At 72.0% G+C, this 16,031-nt stretch carries 19 protein-coding genes; 10 read left to right on the forward strand and 9 right to left on the reverse strand.

Annotated features, from left to right (window positions below):
• Positions 1 to 9: 9 nt before the first annotated feature.
• The 3 genes from NZH93_RS05555 to NZH93_RS05565 are packed head-to-tail and all read left to right on the forward strand — an operon-like array spanning position 10 to position 4,259.
• On the forward strand, positions 10 to 1,056 hold the full coding sequence (locus NZH93_RS05555) for an NAD(P)H-dependent flavin oxidoreductase (RefSeq protein ID WP_259621816.1): 1,047 nt from the start codon (positions 10 to 12) through the stop codon (positions 1,054 to 1,056).
• Positions 1,057 to 1,059: 3 nt separating this feature from the next.
• On the forward strand, positions 1,060 to 2,655 hold the full coding sequence (locus NZH93_RS05560; RefSeq protein WP_308214168.1) for a DUF885 domain-containing protein: 1,596 nt from the start codon (positions 1,060 to 1,062) through the stop codon (positions 2,653 to 2,655).
• Positions 2,652 to 4,259 (forward strand): DUF885 domain-containing protein, encoded by a 1,608-nt coding sequence (locus tag NZH93_RS05565; RefSeq protein WP_308214169.1) that lies wholly within the window; start codon positions 2,652 to 2,654, stop codon positions 4,257 to 4,259. Before NZH93_RS05560 ends, NZH93_RS05565 begins: the two co-directional genes overlap by 4 nt.
• Here the strand turns inward: NZH93_RS05565 and NZH93_RS05570 are convergent.
• Positions 4,251 to 5,696: an amino acid permease gene (locus tag NZH93_RS05570; protein WP_259621817.1), complete on the reverse strand. Its 1,446-nt coding sequence runs from the start codon at positions 5,694 to 5,696 to the stop codon at positions 4,251 to 4,253. The genes NZH93_RS05565 and NZH93_RS05570 overlap by 9 nt on opposite strands.
• Before the next feature lie 101 nt (positions 5,697 to 5,797).
• On the opposite strand from NZH93_RS05570, the gene NZH93_RS05575 reads away from it, so the two are divergent.
• The gene (locus NZH93_RS05575; RefSeq protein ID WP_259621818.1) at positions 5,798 to 6,400 is read left to right on the forward strand and encodes a DsbA family oxidoreductase; all 603 of its coding nucleotides are present in this window, start codon (positions 5,798 to 5,800) and stop codon (positions 6,398 to 6,400) included.
• A gap of 33 nt (positions 6,401 to 6,433) precedes the next feature.
• Here the strand turns inward: NZH93_RS05575 and NZH93_RS05580 are convergent, their stop codons facing one another.
• Positions 6,434 to 7,399, reverse strand: coding sequence for a zinc-binding dehydrogenase (locus NZH93_RS05580; RefSeq protein WP_259621819.1), 966 nt, complete (start codon positions 7,397 to 7,399; stop codon positions 6,434 to 6,436).
• Between the two features lie 68 nt (positions 7,400 to 7,467).
• Between NZH93_RS05580 and NZH93_RS05585 the strand changes: the two genes are divergently transcribed.
• From NZH93_RS05585 to NZH93_RS05595, 3 genes are read left to right on the forward strand one after another with little or no spacing between them, the layout of a single operon-like run.
• Positions 7,468 to 7,719, forward strand: coding sequence for a hypothetical protein (locus tag NZH93_RS05585; RefSeq protein WP_259621820.1), 252 nt, complete (start codon positions 7,468 to 7,470; stop codon positions 7,717 to 7,719).
• 9 nt (positions 7,720 to 7,728) lie between these two features.
• Positions 7,729 to 8,202, forward strand: a complete 474-nt coding sequence (locus NZH93_RS05590) for a guanyl-specific ribonuclease (RefSeq protein ID WP_259621821.1) — start codon at positions 7,729 to 7,731, stop codon at positions 8,200 to 8,202.
• Entirely contained in the window at positions 8,199 to 8,540 is a 342-nt protein-coding gene (locus NZH93_RS05595) for a barstar family protein (protein ID WP_372506569.1), read from the forward strand. Before NZH93_RS05590 ends, NZH93_RS05595 begins: the two co-directional genes overlap by 4 nt.
• Here the strand turns inward: NZH93_RS05595 and NZH93_RS05600 are convergent.
• Positions 8,537 to 9,400: an AraC family transcriptional regulator gene (locus NZH93_RS05600; protein WP_259621822.1), complete on the reverse strand. Its 864-nt coding sequence runs from the start codon at positions 9,398 to 9,400 to the stop codon at positions 8,537 to 8,539. The two genes, NZH93_RS05595 and NZH93_RS05600, sit on opposite strands and share 4 nt — an antisense overlap.
• 146 nt (positions 9,401 to 9,546) lie before the next feature.
• Between NZH93_RS05600 and NZH93_RS05605 the strand changes: the two genes are divergently transcribed.
• Entirely contained in the window at positions 9,547 to 10,182 is a 636-nt protein-coding gene (locus tag NZH93_RS05605; RefSeq protein WP_259621823.1) for a class I SAM-dependent methyltransferase, read from the forward strand.
• A gap of 9 nt (positions 10,183 to 10,191) precedes the next feature.
• Here NZH93_RS05605 and NZH93_RS05610 read toward each other — a convergent pair whose 3' ends face one another.
• Positions 10,192 to 10,974, reverse strand: a complete 783-nt coding sequence (locus tag NZH93_RS05610; RefSeq protein WP_259621824.1) for an enoyl-CoA hydratase family protein — start codon at positions 10,972 to 10,974, stop codon at positions 10,192 to 10,194.
• 62 nt (positions 10,975 to 11,036) lie between these two features.
• On the opposite strand from NZH93_RS05610, the gene NZH93_RS05615 reads away from it, so the two are divergent.
• Together NZH93_RS05615 and NZH93_RS05620 are read left to right on the forward strand one after the other, a co-directional pair.
• Positions 11,037 to 11,657 carry a DJ-1/PfpI family protein gene (locus NZH93_RS05615; RefSeq protein WP_259621825.1) on the forward strand — a complete coding sequence of 207 codons (621 nt, stop codon included), beginning with the start codon at positions 11,037 to 11,039 and terminating at the stop codon, positions 11,655 to 11,657.
• Complete coding sequence (locus NZH93_RS05620; RefSeq protein ID WP_259621826.1) at positions 11,654 to 12,106, forward strand: MarR family winged helix-turn-helix transcriptional regulator; 453 nt, start codon at positions 11,654 to 11,656, stop codon at positions 12,104 to 12,106. Before NZH93_RS05615 ends, NZH93_RS05620 begins: the two co-directional genes overlap by 4 nt.
• 69 nt (positions 12,107 to 12,175) lie before the next feature.
• Here NZH93_RS05620 and NZH93_RS05625 read toward each other — a convergent pair whose 3' ends face one another.
• From NZH93_RS05625 to NZH93_RS05645, 5 genes are all read right to left on the reverse strand, one after another.
• The gene (locus NZH93_RS05625; protein ID WP_259621827.1) at positions 12,176 to 12,757 is read right to left on the reverse strand and encodes a hypothetical protein; all 582 of its coding nucleotides are present in this window, start codon (positions 12,755 to 12,757) and stop codon (positions 12,176 to 12,178) included.
• A gap of 127 nt (positions 12,758 to 12,884) precedes the next feature.
• A complete protein-coding gene (locus NZH93_RS05630; protein ID WP_259621828.1) occupies positions 12,885 to 13,490 on the reverse strand; it encodes a cyclase in 606 nt (201 codons plus the stop codon).
• A gap of 108 nt (positions 13,491 to 13,598) precedes the next feature.
• Positions 13,599 to 14,348, reverse strand: a complete 750-nt coding sequence (locus NZH93_RS05635; protein WP_259621829.1) for a sirohydrochlorin chelatase — start codon at positions 14,346 to 14,348, stop codon at positions 13,599 to 13,601.
• Complete coding sequence (locus NZH93_RS05640) at positions 14,345 to 15,244, reverse strand: ABC transporter permease (RefSeq protein ID WP_259621830.1); 900 nt, start codon at positions 15,242 to 15,244, stop codon at positions 14,345 to 14,347. The genes NZH93_RS05635 and NZH93_RS05640 overlap by 4 nt, the downstream gene beginning before the upstream one ends.
• A complete protein-coding gene (locus NZH93_RS05645) occupies positions 15,222 to 16,019 on the reverse strand; it encodes an ABC transporter ATP-binding protein (protein ID WP_259621831.1) in 798 nt (265 codons plus the stop codon). Before NZH93_RS05645 ends, NZH93_RS05640 begins: the two co-directional genes overlap by 23 nt.
• Positions 16,020 to 16,031: the final 12 nt, after the last annotated feature.

Genomic DNA, 16,031 nt, shown 5'->3' on the forward strand with positions numbered 1-16,031 from the left:
GTCGGGTGCATGCTGGAACGACTGGCGGTACCCGTGATCGCCGCGCCGATGGCGGGTGGTCTGTCCACCCCGAAGCTGGTCGCGGAAGTGGCGTCGGCCGGTGGCCTGGGTTTCCTGGCCGCCGGCCTGCTCACCGTCGAAGCGCTGGCCGGTCAGCTCACCGCGCTCGCCGAGCTGACCGACCGGCCCTTCGGCGTCAACCTCTTCGTGCCGGGGTCGAAGTCCACAGTGGACCTCTCGGTCTACCGCGAGCGGGTGGCGGCCCAGGCCGCGCTCGCGGGCGTCGAACCCGGCGACCCGGTGTGGGACGACGACTCCTACGCCGCGAAGCTCGAACTCGTGCTGGCCATGCGGGTCCCGGTGGTGTCGTTCACCTTCGGGCTGCCGGACGTCGACGAGGTGCGGCGGCTGCGCGCCGCGGGCTCGTACGTCGTCGTGACCGTGACGACCCCCGCCGAGGCGAAGCAGGCGGCCCAGATCGGCGCGGACGCGTTGTGCGTGCAGGGGTCGGACGCGGGCGGGCACCGCGGCACCCTCACCGACGACGGCGTCTCACCCGGTGGTGGCGAGCTGTTCGGCACGCTGGCGGCGCTGCGGCTCGTGGCCGCCGCCGTCGACCTGCCGCTGATCGCCGCGGGCGGACTGGCGACGGGCGGGGACGTCGCCGCGGTCGTGACGGCCGGAGCGGTGGCCGCGCAGCTCGGCACGGCGTTCCTGCTGTGCCCGGAGGCCGGGACCGCTCCCGGCTACCGGATGGCGCTGCGGGAGAAGAACCGCCGGACCGCGCTCACGCGGGCGTTCAGCGGGAGGCCCGCCCGCGGGCTGGTGAACCGGTTCCTCAGCGAGAACACCGCGCACGCCCCGGCGGCGTACCCGAACCTGCACCTGATGACCAAGCCGATCCGCGCCACGGGTGATCCGGAACTGATGTCCTTGTGGGCCGGGCAGACCTACTCTTTGATCGAGGCGGCACCGGCCGCGGAACTGGTGCGGAGGCTGAACGACGAAGCGCGGACGGCGATCCGGAACGCCACCGCGAGGTTCGGAGGGGAGTAGCCGGTGGGCGATCTGGCGGATGACATGGTCGAACTGGTCCTGGACGCCGATCCGCTGTTCGCCACGCTGCTGGGGGTCGGGGGCCGCGACGACCGGCTCCGCGACGTCACCGAGGCCGGGGAGGCGGAGCTGCGGGCACGGGCCGTGGCGATCCGCGAGCGCGCCCGTGCCGCCGACCAGGACGACCTGACCGTCGCCGTCGTCCTGCACCAGGCCGACGGCCTGGTGGACCGGATCGACGCGAAGCTGGTGGAGCACACCTGCTCGGAGTCGTTCCTCGCTCCCGTCACGGGGCTGCTCGGCTTGCTGCCGCTCGTGCGGCCGACCACCGACGCGGCGCGGCGCGGCTCGCTGACGAGGCTCGCGGCGATACCCGGCTTCCTGGTCGAGGTGGCCGACCGCAACCGGGCGGGCATCGCGGCCGGACGGCTGCCGCTCGCGCACCTGGTCCGCAACGCCGTGGCCAGGATCGAGCGCTACCTCGACGACCCGGACCACGACCCGCTGAAGGTCGTTCCGCTGGACGACGGGCTCGACGTCGAACGCGACCGCCTGCTGGCCGACGAGGTCCGACCCGCGTTCGCGGCCTACCGGGACTTCCTGGTGGCCGAGGTCGAGCCGCACGGCCGCCCCGACGACCGGCCCGGCCTGTGCGCGCTGCCCGGCGGTGACGTGGCGTACGCGAACCTGGTCCGGATGTTCACCACCACCGACCGCACCCCCGAGGAGCTGCACCGGATCGGGCTGGACCTGATCGCCGGGCTCGCCGAGGAGTACGCGGCGCTGGGCTACCCGACGCTGGCCGCGGCGCGTGCGCGGATGAGCGCGCTGAAGTGGCGCGACGCCGAGGAGATGCTGGCCGTCGCCCGCGCCACGATCGAGCGCGCCGAACGGGCCGCGCCGTCGTGGTTCGGCCGGGTGCCCGCCGCGAAGTGCGTGGTGGAGCAGGTGCCCGAGGCCGACGAGCTCACCGCGCCGAAGGCCTACTACCTGGACCCCGCGATGGACGGGTCGCGCCCCGGAACGTACTTCGTCAACGCCCACCGGGTGTTGGAGCAGGACCGCACGGCCGCCGAGTCCATCGCGTTCCACGAAGCCGTTCCGGGGCACCACTTCCAGCTCGCGCTGCTCCAGGAGGTCGAGGGCCTGCCGCTGGTGCGCCGGATGGCGGCGATCGAGGCGCACATCGAGGGCTGGGCGCTCTACGCCGAACGGCTGGCCGACGAGATGGGGCTCTACACCGACGACGTGGCCCGGCTGGGGATGCTCGCCGCCGACTCGATGCGGGCCGCCCGGCTCGTGGTGGACACGGGCCTGCACGCGCTCGGCTGGACCCGCGACCGGGTCGTGGCGTACCTGCGGGAGTTCACCGTGATGTCCGAAGTGGACATCCAGTCCGAGACCGACCGGTACATCGAGATGCCGGGGCAGGCGCTGGCGTACATGGTGGGGCGCCTGGAGTTCGAGCGCCTGCGCGCCGAGGCCGCCCAGCGCGCGGGGGAGGGGTTCGACCTCCGGGCGTTCCACGACCTCGTGCTCGCCAACGGCCCGCTGCCGATGGACTCGCTCGCCCGCCTGGTCGAACGGCGGTTCCCGTGACGGACCTCGCCGACGAGATGATGGACCTGCTCCTCGACGACGAACCGCTCTCCGCCACGCTGCTCGGCCTGCCCGGCCGCGACCACCTCCTGCGGGACCCGGCCGCGGACGTGGAACTGCGCGCACGGGCCGAGTCCGTGCTGCGGCGCGCGGTCGGTGACGACGTGACGTCGGCGGTGGTGGCCAACGAGGCCCGGTCGCTCATCGAGAAGCTCGACGCGGGCCTGGTCGACCTCACGTTCGCCCACGCGTGGCACTCGCCCGCGTCCGGGCTGCTGACGATCCTGCCGCTGATCCGGCCCTCGGACGACGAGGGCAGGCGGGACTACGTCGCCAGGCTCGCCGCCGTGCCCCCGTTCCTCGCCGGGGTCCGGCGGCGGCAGCGGGCCGCCGTGCGCGCGGGAGCCGTGCCGCTCGCCCGGTTGGCGCGCAAGGGGATCGACTTCCTGGACCGGTACCTCGCCGACCCGGACGGCGACCCGCTGCGCACCCCGGAGCTGACCGCCGACCTCGCCGCCGACCGCGACCGGCTGCTGGCCGAGGAGGTCCGGCCCGCGTTCGCCGGGTACCGGGAGTTCCTCGCCGCCGAGGTCCTGCCGCACGGCCGTCCCGACGACCGGCCGGGCCTCTGCCACCTGCCCGGCGGCGAGGCGAAGTACGCGCTGCTGGTCCGCCGGTACACCACGACCGCGTCGACCCCGGCCGAGTTGCACCGGACCGGGCTGGAGCTGATCGCCGCACTGGAACGGGAGTACCTGGAGGTCGGGGCCCGCGTGTTCGGGCTGGGCAGCGTGGAGGAGGTCCGCGAGCGGATCCGCACCGATCCGGCGCTGCGCTGGCGCGACGCCGACGAGATGGTCACGGCGGCCGAGGCGACGGTCGCCCGCGCCGAACTCGTCGCCCCGCGGTGGTTCGGGCGGGTGCCGCAGGGCCGGTGCGTGGTCGAACGGGTGCCAGAGGCGGAGCAGGAGACCAGCTCGCCCGCGTACTACGTGGACCCGGCGCTGGACGGGTCCCGGCCGGGCACCTACTACGTCAACACGCGGCGGCCGCACGAGCAGGACCGCACCATCGGCGAGGCGCTGGCGTTCCACGAGGGCGTGCCGGGCCACCACTTCCAGATCTCGCTGGCGCAGGAGCTGGACGACCTGCCGCTGCTGCGCCGCACCGCGCTGGTCGACTCCTACATCGAGGGCTGGGGGCTGTACGCCGAACGCCTCGCGGACGAGATGGGGCTCTACAGCGACGACACCGCCCGGCTCGGGATGCTCGCGTCCGACTCGGCCCGTGCCGCCCGGCTCGTGGTGGACACGGGGCTGCACGCGTTCGGCTGGACCCGCGACCAGGCCGTCGACTACCTGCGGGCCAACACCGGCCTGCCGGACGCGGACGTCCAGGCCCAGGTGGACCGGTTCGTCGAGACGCCCGCGCAGGCGCTGGCGTACATGGTGGGCCGGTTGGAGATCCAGCGCCTGCGCGGGGAAGCCGAACTCAGGATGGGTGCCGCGTTCGACCTGAGGGCGTTCCACGACCTGGTGCTCGGCGGCGGACCGCTGCCGATGGCCGTGCTCGCCGACGTGGTCGAGCGGTGGTCGTCAGGGTGACTCCTCCTTCTCCATCACCGAGTGCTTGCGGCTGTAGGCGAAGTAGACGACCAGGCCGATCAGGAACCACACGGCGAACCGCAGCCACGTCTCCGGGTTGAGGAACGTGATCAGCCACAGCGAGAACACCACGCCGATGGCCGGCACCACGGGCATGCCCGGCGTGCGGAACCCGCGCGGCAGGTCGGGCTGCCGGTAGCGCAGCACGATCACCGCGACGCACACGACCACGAACGCCAGCAGGATGCCGATGTTGGTCAGCTCGGCGGCCTCGGCGATCGGCAGGAACCCGGCGATCACCGCGGACGCGATGCCCAGCACCCAGGTGATCCGGCTCGGCACGTGCTTCACCGGGTGGGTCTTCGCGAACCACGGCGGCAGCAGCCCGTCGCGGCTCATCGAGTAGCCGACCCGGCTCGCGCCCATGAGGAACGTGAACAGCACCGTCGTGATGCCGAGGATCGCGCCGATCGAGATGACCACGCCCAGCGCGTTCAGGCCGACGTCGGCGAAGGCGGTCGCGAAGGCGCTCTCGGCGTCGACGTCTTTGTAGTTGACCATGCCGGTCAGCACGAGGCAGGCCAGCACGTACAGCACCATCGAGATCGCCAGCGAGTACAGGATCGCCTTCGGCATGTGCTTCTGGGAGTCCTTCGACTCCTCGGCGGCCGTGCTCATCGCGTCGTAGCCGAACACCGCGAAGAACACCGTCGCCGCACCGGTCAGCGCGCCCGAGACGCCGAACGGGAAGAACGGGTTGTAGTTGGCGGTGTCGATGTGGAACACGCCGACCACGACCACGAGCAGCACCACGGCGACCTTCAGGTACACCAGGGTGGTCTCGAACCTGGCCGCGTTGCGCATGCCCTGGTTGAGCACGAACGCGATCAGCAGGCACAGCAGCACGGCGAACAGGTTCACCTTGTAGCTGCCCGCCGCGACGTCGCCGGTCTCGGTGCCGGGAGCGCCGAGCATCCACGTCGGCAGGTGGATGTCCAGCAGCGACAGCAGTTCGGTGAAGTAGCCGCTGATGCCGATCGCCACCACCGCGACGATCGCGGTGTACTCCAGCAGCAGGTCCCAGCCGATGAACCAGCCGACGATCTCGCCGAGCACGGCGTAGCCGTAGGTGTAGGCCGACCCCGCCTTGGGGATCATCCCGGCGAACTCGGCGTAGGAGAACGCCGCCGCCGCGCTCGCGATGCCCGCGATGAGGAACGAGACGAGCACCGCCGGACCCGCCGTCTTGTTCGCCACGGCGCCCGCCAGCGAGAAGATGCCCGCCCCGATGATGCCGCCGATGCCGATCGCGGTGAGCTGCCAGAGCCCCAACGTCCTGGTCAGGCTCGTGTCGGAGGTGTCGTCGCCGATCTGCTCGATCGGTTTGCGGCGGAACACCCCGGTGCCGCGTCCGAACCCGCCACCCGCTGACGTCATGGTCGTCTCCCCTCGCCACTGTGATCCAGTCGAACGTATTCCCGACGAGGGCGCGCGGCGATACGGGAACAAGGTGCTCTTGGCGGGTGTTGAGGTCTGTCGTGGAACTTCAAGTCTGGTCGGACGTCGTTTGCCCGTGGTGCTACATCGGCAAGCGGAAGATGGAGAGCGCCCTGGAGGCGTGGGACGGCGAGCCGGTCGAGGTGCGCTGGCGCCCGTTCCAGCTCGACCCGGCGTCGCCGAACGACGGTGCGCCGATGACCGAGGCGCTGGCCGTGAAGTTCGGCGGGGCGGCCGCGGTGAAGGCCGCGCACGAGCGCGTGGAGCAGGTCGCCGCGAGCGTCGGCCTGGAGTACCACCTCGGCGCGACCCGGCAGGCGAACACGCTCGACGCGCACAAGCTGATCGGCCTCGCCTACGAGCAGGGCGTCCAGGGGGCGTTGCAGGAGCGGATCTTCCGGGCGAACTTCACCGAGGGGCAGCACGTCGGCGACCCGGACGTGCTGGTCAAGCTGGCCGCCGACGCCGGGCTGACCGGGGCCGAGGAGGCGCTGCACGACGAGGCGCTGACCGCGCGGGTCCGCCAGGAACTGGCCGAGGGCGTCGGGATCGGCGTGCGCTCGGTGCCGACGTTCGTGGTCGGCAACCGGGGTGTGTCCGGCGCGCAGGACCCGTCCGTCATCCTCGAACTGCTGCGCGGCTGATCAGGGGGCGCCCGGCGGGCGCCCCCCCTCGACCTACCTCGTGAAGACGATCTTGCCGGAGGTCTCGCCGTCGAGCATCGACCGCAGGCCCTCCTCGGCGCGCTCCATCGGCAACTCCAGACCGATCTGCGGCCTGAGGTCGTTGAGAGCGCAGAACGCCAGCAGGTCGCCGAGTTCCTCCCGCGTGCCCATGGTCGAGCCGACCACGCGCAACTGGAGGAAGAACAGCCGCTGCAACTCGGCCGCCGACGCGTCCCCGCTGGTGGCGCCGGAGATCACCACGATCCCACCGGGCTTGAGCGCCTTCATCGAGTGCGACCAGGTCGCCTTGCCGACGGTCTCGAACACCGCGTCCACCCGCTCGGGCAGCCGCGCGCCGGACTCGAACGAGGCGTGCGCGCCCAGCGACTCCGCCAGCGCCCGCTTCTCCTCGGTGCGCCCGGTCACCCAGACCCGGAACCCGGCCGCCCGGCCCAACTGGACCAGCGCCGTCGACACCCCGCCGGACGCGCCCTGCACGAGCATCGTCTGGCCGGGGCGCAGCCCGGACTTCACGAACAGCATCCGGTACGCGGTCAGCCACGCCGTGCCCATGCACGCCGCTTCGGCGAACGACAGCCCGGCGGGCTTGGCCAGCGCGTTCCGCTTCGGCACCACCGCGTAGTCCGCGAACGTGCCCTGGTGCTTCTCGGTCAGCAGGGTGCGGCCGGGGTCGAGCGTCTCGTCGCCCGACCACTCCGGGTCGCCGATCACGGAGTGCAGCACCACCTCGGTGCCGTCGTCGAGCACTCCCGCGCCGTCGCACCCCAGGATCATCGGGAACCGGTCGGCCTTGATGCCGACGCCCCGCAGCGTCCACAGGTCGTGCATGTTCAGGCTGGCCGCCCGCACCCCCACCCGGACCCAGCCGTCCGGTACCTCGGGTTCCGGACGCTCACCCACCCGCAACGCGGCAAGGGGGTCCTGCGGGCTCGGCTCGGCTGCGTAGACGGCGAACATGGGCCGAACATACCGACCTGACCAGGGCGACCTGCGGTGAGACACGTCACCGGACTAGGCTCGGTCCTGTGCCTGAGGGGATCGCGCAGTGGTGGGACGGGGTCGAGCTGTGGCTCACCCAGCTCCCCTTCGTGCTCCAGTTCCCGCTCATGATGGGGCTGATGCTGCCCCTGTGCCTGTTCGCGGCCCGGCTCATCGACCGCGTGGTCGACCGCGCGTCGGCCCGCGTGACACCCCACAAGGACGCCGAACCCCCGGTCGGGACGCTGCCGACCGACGTCCGAGAGCCCCACACGCTGCACATCGGCGGCGGTTCGTAGGCTGACCCGGTGACTCCTGGTAGGCGCCTCTCCGTCGCTCTCGTTGGCCTGATCGCCCTGGTCGTCTTCGGGTGGGTCTTCAAGGACCTGTCGTCCTCCGGCGGCGCGACCCCGCCACCCAGCGGGTCCGTGAGCGGGTCGGTGAGCGCCAAGCCGTCCGCGGCCCCCGGCGGCGCGGTGGCGGGCACGGAGTCGGGGTTCGAGGTCAAGGCGCTGTCGAGCCTGCCGTCGCAGGCGGCCGACACGTGGAAGCTGATCGAGAAGAACGGGCCGTTCCCGTACCCGCGCAACGACGGCGTCCAGTTCCAGAACCGCGAGAAGCGCCTGCCCGCCAAGACCGGCGAGTACTACAAGGAGTACACCGTGCCCACCCCCGGCAGCCAGGACCGGGGCGCGCGGCGGCTGATCACGGGCAACCAGTCGGAGGTCTACTACACCTCCGACCACTACGACTCCTTCGTCGTCGTGGACGTGAAGAAGTGACCGTCCAGGAAGCCGTCAAGGCGGCCCGCGAGCGCGGAGCGCACCCGCACGTCCTGCGCGGCGACACCATCACCTCGCGGCACGAGGCCATCGAGGCCATCGCCGCCGCGCTGTCGTTCCCGGAGTGGTTCGGGCACAACCTGGACGCCCTGTACGACTCGCTGACCGACCTGTCCTGGCTACCGGAGGGCGAGCACGTGCTCATCTGGCCGCGGTCGGCCGAACTGGCCCGCCGCGACCCGCGCGGCGGCGAGAGCGTGAACGCCGTGCTGGACGACGCCGTGCGCCGCACCACCGAACTCGGTGGCCGCGTCCTGACGGTCGTCCGCGCGGACTAGCGCCCGGCCCTCCGCCAGGCCGCGGGCGTCACGCCGTGCGCGGCGCGGAACCGGCGGACGAAGTAGCCCGCCTCGCGGTAGCCGACCCGGTGCGCGATCTCGTCGACGGTGAGGTCCGTGTCGGCCAGCACCCGCCGCGCCTCCCGCATCCGCCGCTCGGTGATCCACTGCTGCACCGTGCGCCCGGTCCGCCTGCCGACGACGGTGGTGAGGTGCCCGGTCGTCAGCCCGACGGCCTCCGCGACGTCCCGCAGCGAGATCGGCTCGTGGTACCGGTTCTCCACGACGTCGAAGACGGCAGCCAGCAGCGGTTCCACGCCCGGATCGCCGGGCAGGTCGACCTGGAGGCGGCCGAGCCGCACCAGCAGCAGCGTCAGGTGCGCGCGGGTCGCGTCGGCGTAGCCGTCCCGCCTGCTGGTCAGCTCGGCGTCCAGGTCGGTGAGGTGCCGTGACCAGGTGGGCCGGTCGTCCGGTGGCACGCGGAACCGCTGCCCGCCGCCGCGGAGGCCGCCGATGAACGGGGACAGCAGCGGGTGGGTGCGCCAGGAGACCAGGGACGCCGGGGCCGTCGGGTCGACCGCGTCAGCCGGGAAGAACACCGCCCACGCCTCGCCCTGCCCGCTGTGGCGAGGCGTGATCACCGCGCCGGGGGCGATGACGAACGCGTCGCCCGCCGAGAGCGCCCAGTCCTCGCCGTCCACGCGCAGCACGCCGTCGCCGGTCTCGACGTAGAACAGCACGAGGAAGTCGTGGGCGTGCGTGCCCATCGAGGACGTGTGCTCCCGCGCGTCGCCACCGGTCCAGTGCTCGACCGACACCGACGGCAGCCCGGCGGTGCGGACGTAGTCGACCAGCGGCACGCCCTGCGCGGTGAGGCGAGTCGGGCGCTGTGCGTTTCCACGATCGGAAGAATGTGCCATCAGAGCCGCACTTCGTCACTTGTTGGCTGTTCAGAGCCTTGACAGGCTAGCAGTTGTCAGCCGAACTTCGTTCCTTGGAGAACACCGTGACCACCGACCGCGCTTACCTGCCCGCGATGGGCAAGAGTTCGCTGCTGCCGTTCTACGACGTGTTCAGCACGCTGTTCGGCGCCAAGGACGCCCAGTGGCAGCTCGTGGCCCAGGCCTCGCTGCCGCCCGGCGGGACCGTGCTGGAGATCGGCTGCGGCACCGGCAACGTCCTGGTGCTCGCCGGGCGCGTGGCACCGGGCGCGACGCTGATCGGCCTCGACCCCGACGCCGACGCGCTCGCCGTCGCCGGGCGCAAGACGGCCCGCGCGGGGCTGGCCGTCCGGTTCGACCGCGGGTACGCCGACCGGCTCCCGTACGACGACGGGAGCGTCGACCGGGTGCTGTCGTCGTTCATGTTCCACCACCTGCCGGGGGAGCAGAAGCTCGACGCGCTCCGTGAGGTCCACCGGGTGCTCGCGCCGGGAGGGAGCCTGCACCTGCTCGACTTCGACCACCAGGAGCCAGCGCCGGTGCACAGGCTGCTCAGGCCGAAGCGCGGCCACGGGCACGGCCACTCGCCCGGCGGGGTCGCGCAGGCCCTGATGACCGAGGCCGGCCTGCGCGACGCCGTCGAGGTGAGCCGCGGGACGTCGTTCCTGGGCGGGTTCGCGCACTACCGGGCGTCCCGCTGACGGCAGGCCCTAGGCGTCATCCCCGGTGGGAACCCAGGAGGGCTTGCGCTTCTCGACGAACGCCGCGATCCCCTCCTGGCCCTCCGGTCCGCCGAAGTGCCGGGCCGACAGCTCCAGCAGGTCCGCGAACGCCTCGCCGAGCGTCGACGGGCGCGGCTCCTGGAGCATCCGCTTGGTCGCGGCCAGCGCGCCGGGAGCGCCCAGCGCCAGCATGTCCGTGTACCGCCGCACCTCGGCGTCCACCTGGTCGGCGGGCACGGACGAGTTGACCAGCCCGATGTCCTTCGCCCTTGCCGCGTCGAACGCCTCGCCGGTGAGGAACAGCTCGTGCGCGGCGCGGGGGAGCAGCCGGGGCAGCACCGTCACGGAGATCACCGCGGGCACCACCCCGATGCGCACCTCGCTGAACGCGAACGTCGCGTGCTCGGCCGCCACGGCGATGTCGCAGGCCGCCACGATCCCCACGCCACCCGCCCGCGCCGGTCCGGCCAGCCGGGCGACGACCGGTTTCGGGCTCGTCCAGATCTGCTCCAGGATCGCCGGGAACTCGTTCACCCCCTGCTGGGTCGCGTTCGCCCCGCCCGCTTCCTTGAGGTCCATGCCGGAGCAGAACACGGTTCCCGTGTGGCTCAGCACGACCACCCGCACGGCGTCGTCGGCCGTGGCGGTCTTCAGGTGCGCGGACAGCTCGGCCCTGAGGCGGGCCGAGAGCGCGTTGCGGTTGTGGGGGGAGTCCAGCGTGATCGTCGCGATGCCGCGCCGCACCTCGTAGTGGACCAGCTCGTCTGCCATGACCCGCACTCTACGATCCCGGCTTGATTGACAGGATGCTGTCGTTATGACAGGCTGCTGTCGTGACAACGACGGTGCACCTCGCGGTTTACGACACGCTCGCCGACTGGGAGTTCGGGTTCGCCACGGCGGGCATCAACACCCCGGAGTGGCAGCGGGTGCCGGGCCGCTACGAGATCCGCACGGTGGGGCTGACGTTCGACACGGTCACGTCCGCGGGCGGCCTGCGCATCACGCCGGACACCGTGCTGGCCGACCTCGACCCCGCCGACAGCGCCATGCTGATCCTCCCCGGCGCGGGCCTGTGGGCCACCGGCGACCTGGCGCCGTTCGCCACCACTGCCCGCCGGTTCCTCGACTCGGACGTGCCGGTGGCGGCCATCTGCGGCGCCACGGTCGGCCTGGCGGCCTCCGGCCTGCTCGACTCCTACGACCACACCGGCAACGCCGTCGAGGAGCTGTCCCAGGCACCGGGCTACGGCGGCGCCGCGCGCTTCCGGGCCGAGCGGGCGGTCACCGATCGTGGCCTGGTCACCGCCGGGGCGGCCAGCCCGGTCGAGTTCGCCCGCGAGATCTTCGCCGCGCTGGACCTGTACTCGCCCGAGGTCCTGGAGGCCTGGTACGGGCTGTTCAGCACCGGCGACCCGTCGTGGTTCGGCAAGCTGGTGGCGGCCACGTCGTGATCGAGCCGCGGTCCGAGGCCGGAGACGTGCTGACCGACGTGGTCATGCGGACGTTCCGGCTGTACGGCGGCTTCCTGGAGGCCGCCGAGGTGATGACGAAGCCGGTCGGGCTGACGGCGGCGTGGTGGCAGGTGCTCGGGGCGGTGCTGAAGGAACCCCTGTCCGTGTCCGGCATCGCGCGCGAGATGGGACTGACCCGGCAGAGCGTGCAGCGCATCGCGGACCTGTTGGTGGACAAGGGGTTGGCCGAGTACCTGCCCAACCCGGCCCACCGGCGCGCGAAGCTGTTCCAGCCGACGGGGGCGGGGCACACCGCCGTGGAGAGCCTGCGCGAGGCGCAGTACGCGTGGGCGAACCGGATCACGGCTTCCGTTGGGGCGGAGGAGTTGCGGGGCGCGCTGGACGTGATGAACCGGCTGGTGGCGAACTTGGACGCGGACCGGGGGTGAGTCACCGGATGGGGTGAGGGTGGTTTTCACGTCCGCGATGCCCTGATACGCTTTTGCCAGCCTTTCCCGCTAGGGAGAGGAAGTGAGCCCAGGTGCGCGTCCGGACGGTCGCTGCCTGGGCTTCGCGCTTTTCGCGGTGCCGATGTCGGTCACGGCGGCCACCATCGGGCTGATTCGTCGTTTCCAGTCGCCCCCGGCCCCGTGGCACCAGGCCACGGCGTCGCTGATCCAGAGGGCGGGTTCGGTCCACGACTCGATGTGTTCGTAGATCAGCCCGGCCGCATGGGCCTTCGTGTGGACACCGATGGTCTGCCGGTCTCGGGAATTGGCCGTCGCGTCGCGCGAGTCCAGCACGAGCCGGGTCACGCCGTTGTCGATGGCGTCGGTCACCAATCGTTCCAGCAGGATCGCCCTGACCAGTTCACTGGGCCCTCGGCCTTGGTAGACGTAGGCCGGGTGTCCACTGCGGACCAACTTGGAGGCGATCAGTCTCCGACTCGAATCCCGCTCGGTCTTGAAGTGGAGTCGTCGACAGCCCGCGGGCAGCATCTCGCGCATGGCCGTTCTCGTGAGGTGCAGGGAGTGCGGTGGTAGCAGGGTCGCGGCGAGCAGGTAGCTGCCGCGTTCGGACTCGTCGACGAACATGTGCATCCGGACAGGATCCCATCCGGACTTGCTCGGAAGGCAATCGGTCGGTTCGCGGAAGTGGTTGCTGGACCACCGGTCCACGGTCGGGTGCCGCGTGGAGTTCCGGAGAACTCCACGCGGCGATCTGGTGTCAGCCGATGGTGGTGGTCGTCAGGATCGGGTTGGGGTCCGGGTAGCCGGTGGCCGGGGCGTCGAGTGGGAAGCCGAAGACTGAGATGCCCGCGGTGAAGGTGAGGCCCGGCGCGGTGTAGCTGGTGCCGCCCAGTTGGGTGCTGATGGTGCCGGAGGCGCCCGCCACCAGGTTCAGGGTGATGGTGGGCAGTTCGAAGTCGGCGCCGCCCTTGATCGGGCCCGCGACCTTGAGCACCACGTCGGTGCCCGACAGGGCGATCGTCGGTGTGCCGCCTAGTCCTGAGCCGCCGGTGGCGGTGGCGGACTGGAACGTGGAGTTGGCGGGCACGGGCAGCGACAGGCTGATGGTCCTGATCTCGCGCACGGTGTAACCGGCGGCTTCGGCGGGCACCTTGTTCGGTGCCGGGTCGATGACCGCGGTGACGACACCGCCGGGCGCGACCGCTCCCGGCGCGGTCGCGTCCAGCGGTTGGTCGAGGGTGAACTCCGCACTCTGGCCGAGTGCGGTCGCCTTCAACTTGTACGTGATCGCGTGCGGTTCGGCGGACGCTGGTGTGCTCGTCGCGAGCAGCAGGGCCAGCGCTGCGAATACGGCTGTCTTCATGTTTCCCTCTCCCCGTTGAGGTGGGAGGGCGTCCAGCGGAAGCGGCGTGTCTAACTGACTACTTGTGAGTAAGTTTCACGTCAAGGCCCTGTCGCCTGATCGGACGAATCACGCGTATTGACGAACTTCGCTTCCCGTCAAGGCCGTGGAATAGCGGTGCAGCACCAGTTCGGCCACCTCCGGGTCGGCGCCGAGCGGGGCGGCGATCCGGGCGTCCGGCGCCAGCTCCAACGTCCTGGCGGTGATCCGGTCGGGGAGCAGACCGGGTGCGAGGAACCACGACGCGACGGCGACGCGGGTGGCGCCGCGGGCCCGCAGGCGAGCGATGGCCGTGGGCACGTCGGGGTCGCCCGCCGACGCGAACGCGGGTTCCACGCCCGCCCAGCCGGAGCGGGCGGCCCAACGGGCGGCTATCGCGGCCACGGCGGCGTTCGCCGGGGCGTGCGACGAGCCCGCGCCCGCCAGCACGATGCCGGTGGTCCGGTCGAAGGGCCGGACGCCCGCCTCGGCGAGCCTGCGCAGCGCGGCCGACTCGAGCCACGGGTCCGGCCCGAGGACGTCGCCGATCGTGACCGACAGCCGCGGGAACTGGCGCTGGACGTCGGCCACCGCGCCGGGCACGTCCACGCGTGCGTGAAAAGCCTTGCCCAGCAGCAGCGGCACGACGACGGCGTGGCGGTGACCCTCGCCGTGCACGGTCCTGAGCACGTCGCCGAGCCGGGGCGCGGACAGGTCGAGGAAGGCCGCGCGGACGTCGACGGCCGGGTTGAGGGCGCGGACCACGTCCAGCAGCGCCGTGACGGTCGCTGCCGAACGGGGGTCGCGGCTGCCGTGCGCGACGGCGATGAGCGGGGTCATCCGAGTGCTCCGGTGAGACCGCGGGCCCGCAGGACGGCGCGTTCCAGCGGGCGGAAGAGGAGGAGTTCGATGCCGATGCCGACGAGGAGGATCAGGAAGATCGCGGCGATGACCATCGAGATGTCGTTGAGGGACTGGCCGTTGTGCAGGAACTGCCCGAGGCCGAGACCGAGCTGCGGGGAGGTCGCGATGATCTCCGCCGCCATCAGCGAGCGCCAGGAGAACGCCCAGCCCTGCTTGAGGCCCGCGAGGTAACCGGGCAGCGCGGCGGGCAGCAGGATGTGCCGCGCCGACGACAGCTTGCCCGCGCCCAGCGCCTGGCCGACGCGGGGCAGCAGCGGCGGGATCTGGTCGATGCCCGACACCAGGCCGTTGGCGATCGACGGCACGGACCCCATCAGCACCACGAAGTAGATCGCGGACGGCGTGAGGCCGAACCACAGGATCGCGGCGGGCACCCACGCCACCGACGGCAGGCTCTGCAACCCCGTGAGCAGCGAGCCGATGGCCGCGCGGACCACCCGCACCTTGGCGATCAGCAACCCCAGCGGGGTCGCGATGATCACCGCGACGAGGAAGCCCAGCACCGCGCGCGAGACCGACGTCCACAGGATCTCCGCCGCGTCGCCGGACTGCACCGTCGCCCAGATCGTGTCCCACACGGCCGCGGGCGCGGGTAGCTGGAACTCCGGCCAGATCGCCGAGGCCCACAGCGCCTGCCAGGTGCCGAGCAGCAGGCCGAACGCCACGATCGGCGGCACGGCCGTGTGCAGGAACCGCTGCCACGGCGACTTCCGCCGGTTCTGCGCGGGAGCGTCGAGCGCGTCCAGGCCCGCGCCGACCGCGGCCAGGCCGCGGTCGGCTTCGAGGGTCTCAGGAGGCTGCGGCGTGGCCACTGATCACCTCTCGCAGGTGTGCGGTGATCTCCTCGATCGAGTTCGACTCGTCCGCGCCGGTCAGGCCGTCGACGTTCCACTCCCGCACGACCCGGCCGGGTCGGGACGAGAGCAGCACGACGCGCTGGCCGAGCCGGACGGCTTCGCGGACGTCGTGCGTGACGAACACGATCGCCGTCCCCGTCTCGCGCCACACCCGCACCAGTTCGGCCTGGAGCACGTCGCGGGTGATCGCGTCGAGCGCGGCGAACGGCTCGTCCATCAGCATCAGACCGGGCGTGCCCGCTTCCGCGCTGCCCAGCGTCGACGCGAGCGCGCGGGCGAGCGCCACGCGCTGCCGCATGCCGCCGGACAGCTCGTGCGGCCGCTTGCCACCAGCCTCACCGAGGCGCACCAGCGACAGCAGTTCGCTCGCCTTGGCGCGCCGGGCACCCCTCTTGAGCCCGGCGAGGCGCAGCGGCAGCTCGACGTTGCGCGCGGCCGTCAGCCACGGCATCAGCGCCGCCTCCTGGAACATCACGGCGGGCCGCGAGGTGGTCAGCGCGATCTCGCCCGAGGTGGGCGCGTCCAGTCCGGCGACGAGGTTCAGCAGCGTGCTCTTGCCGCAGCCCGACGCGCCCAGCAGGCACACGAACTCCCCCGGAGCGACCCGCAGGTCGACGCCGTCCAGCGCGACGACGGCGCCCGCGCCGTGGCCGAACACCTTGCGCACGCCCGACAGCGCCACCGCGGCGTTGACGTCGGACGGGGTCGGGGCCTCAAGTGTGGCGGTCATGGTGTGCCTGCC

It is taken from the genome of Umezawaea endophytica, assembly GCF_025061645.1.
Taxonomy (GTDB): Bacteria; Actinomycetota; Actinomycetes; order Mycobacteriales; family Pseudonocardiaceae; genus Umezawaea; species Umezawaea endophytica.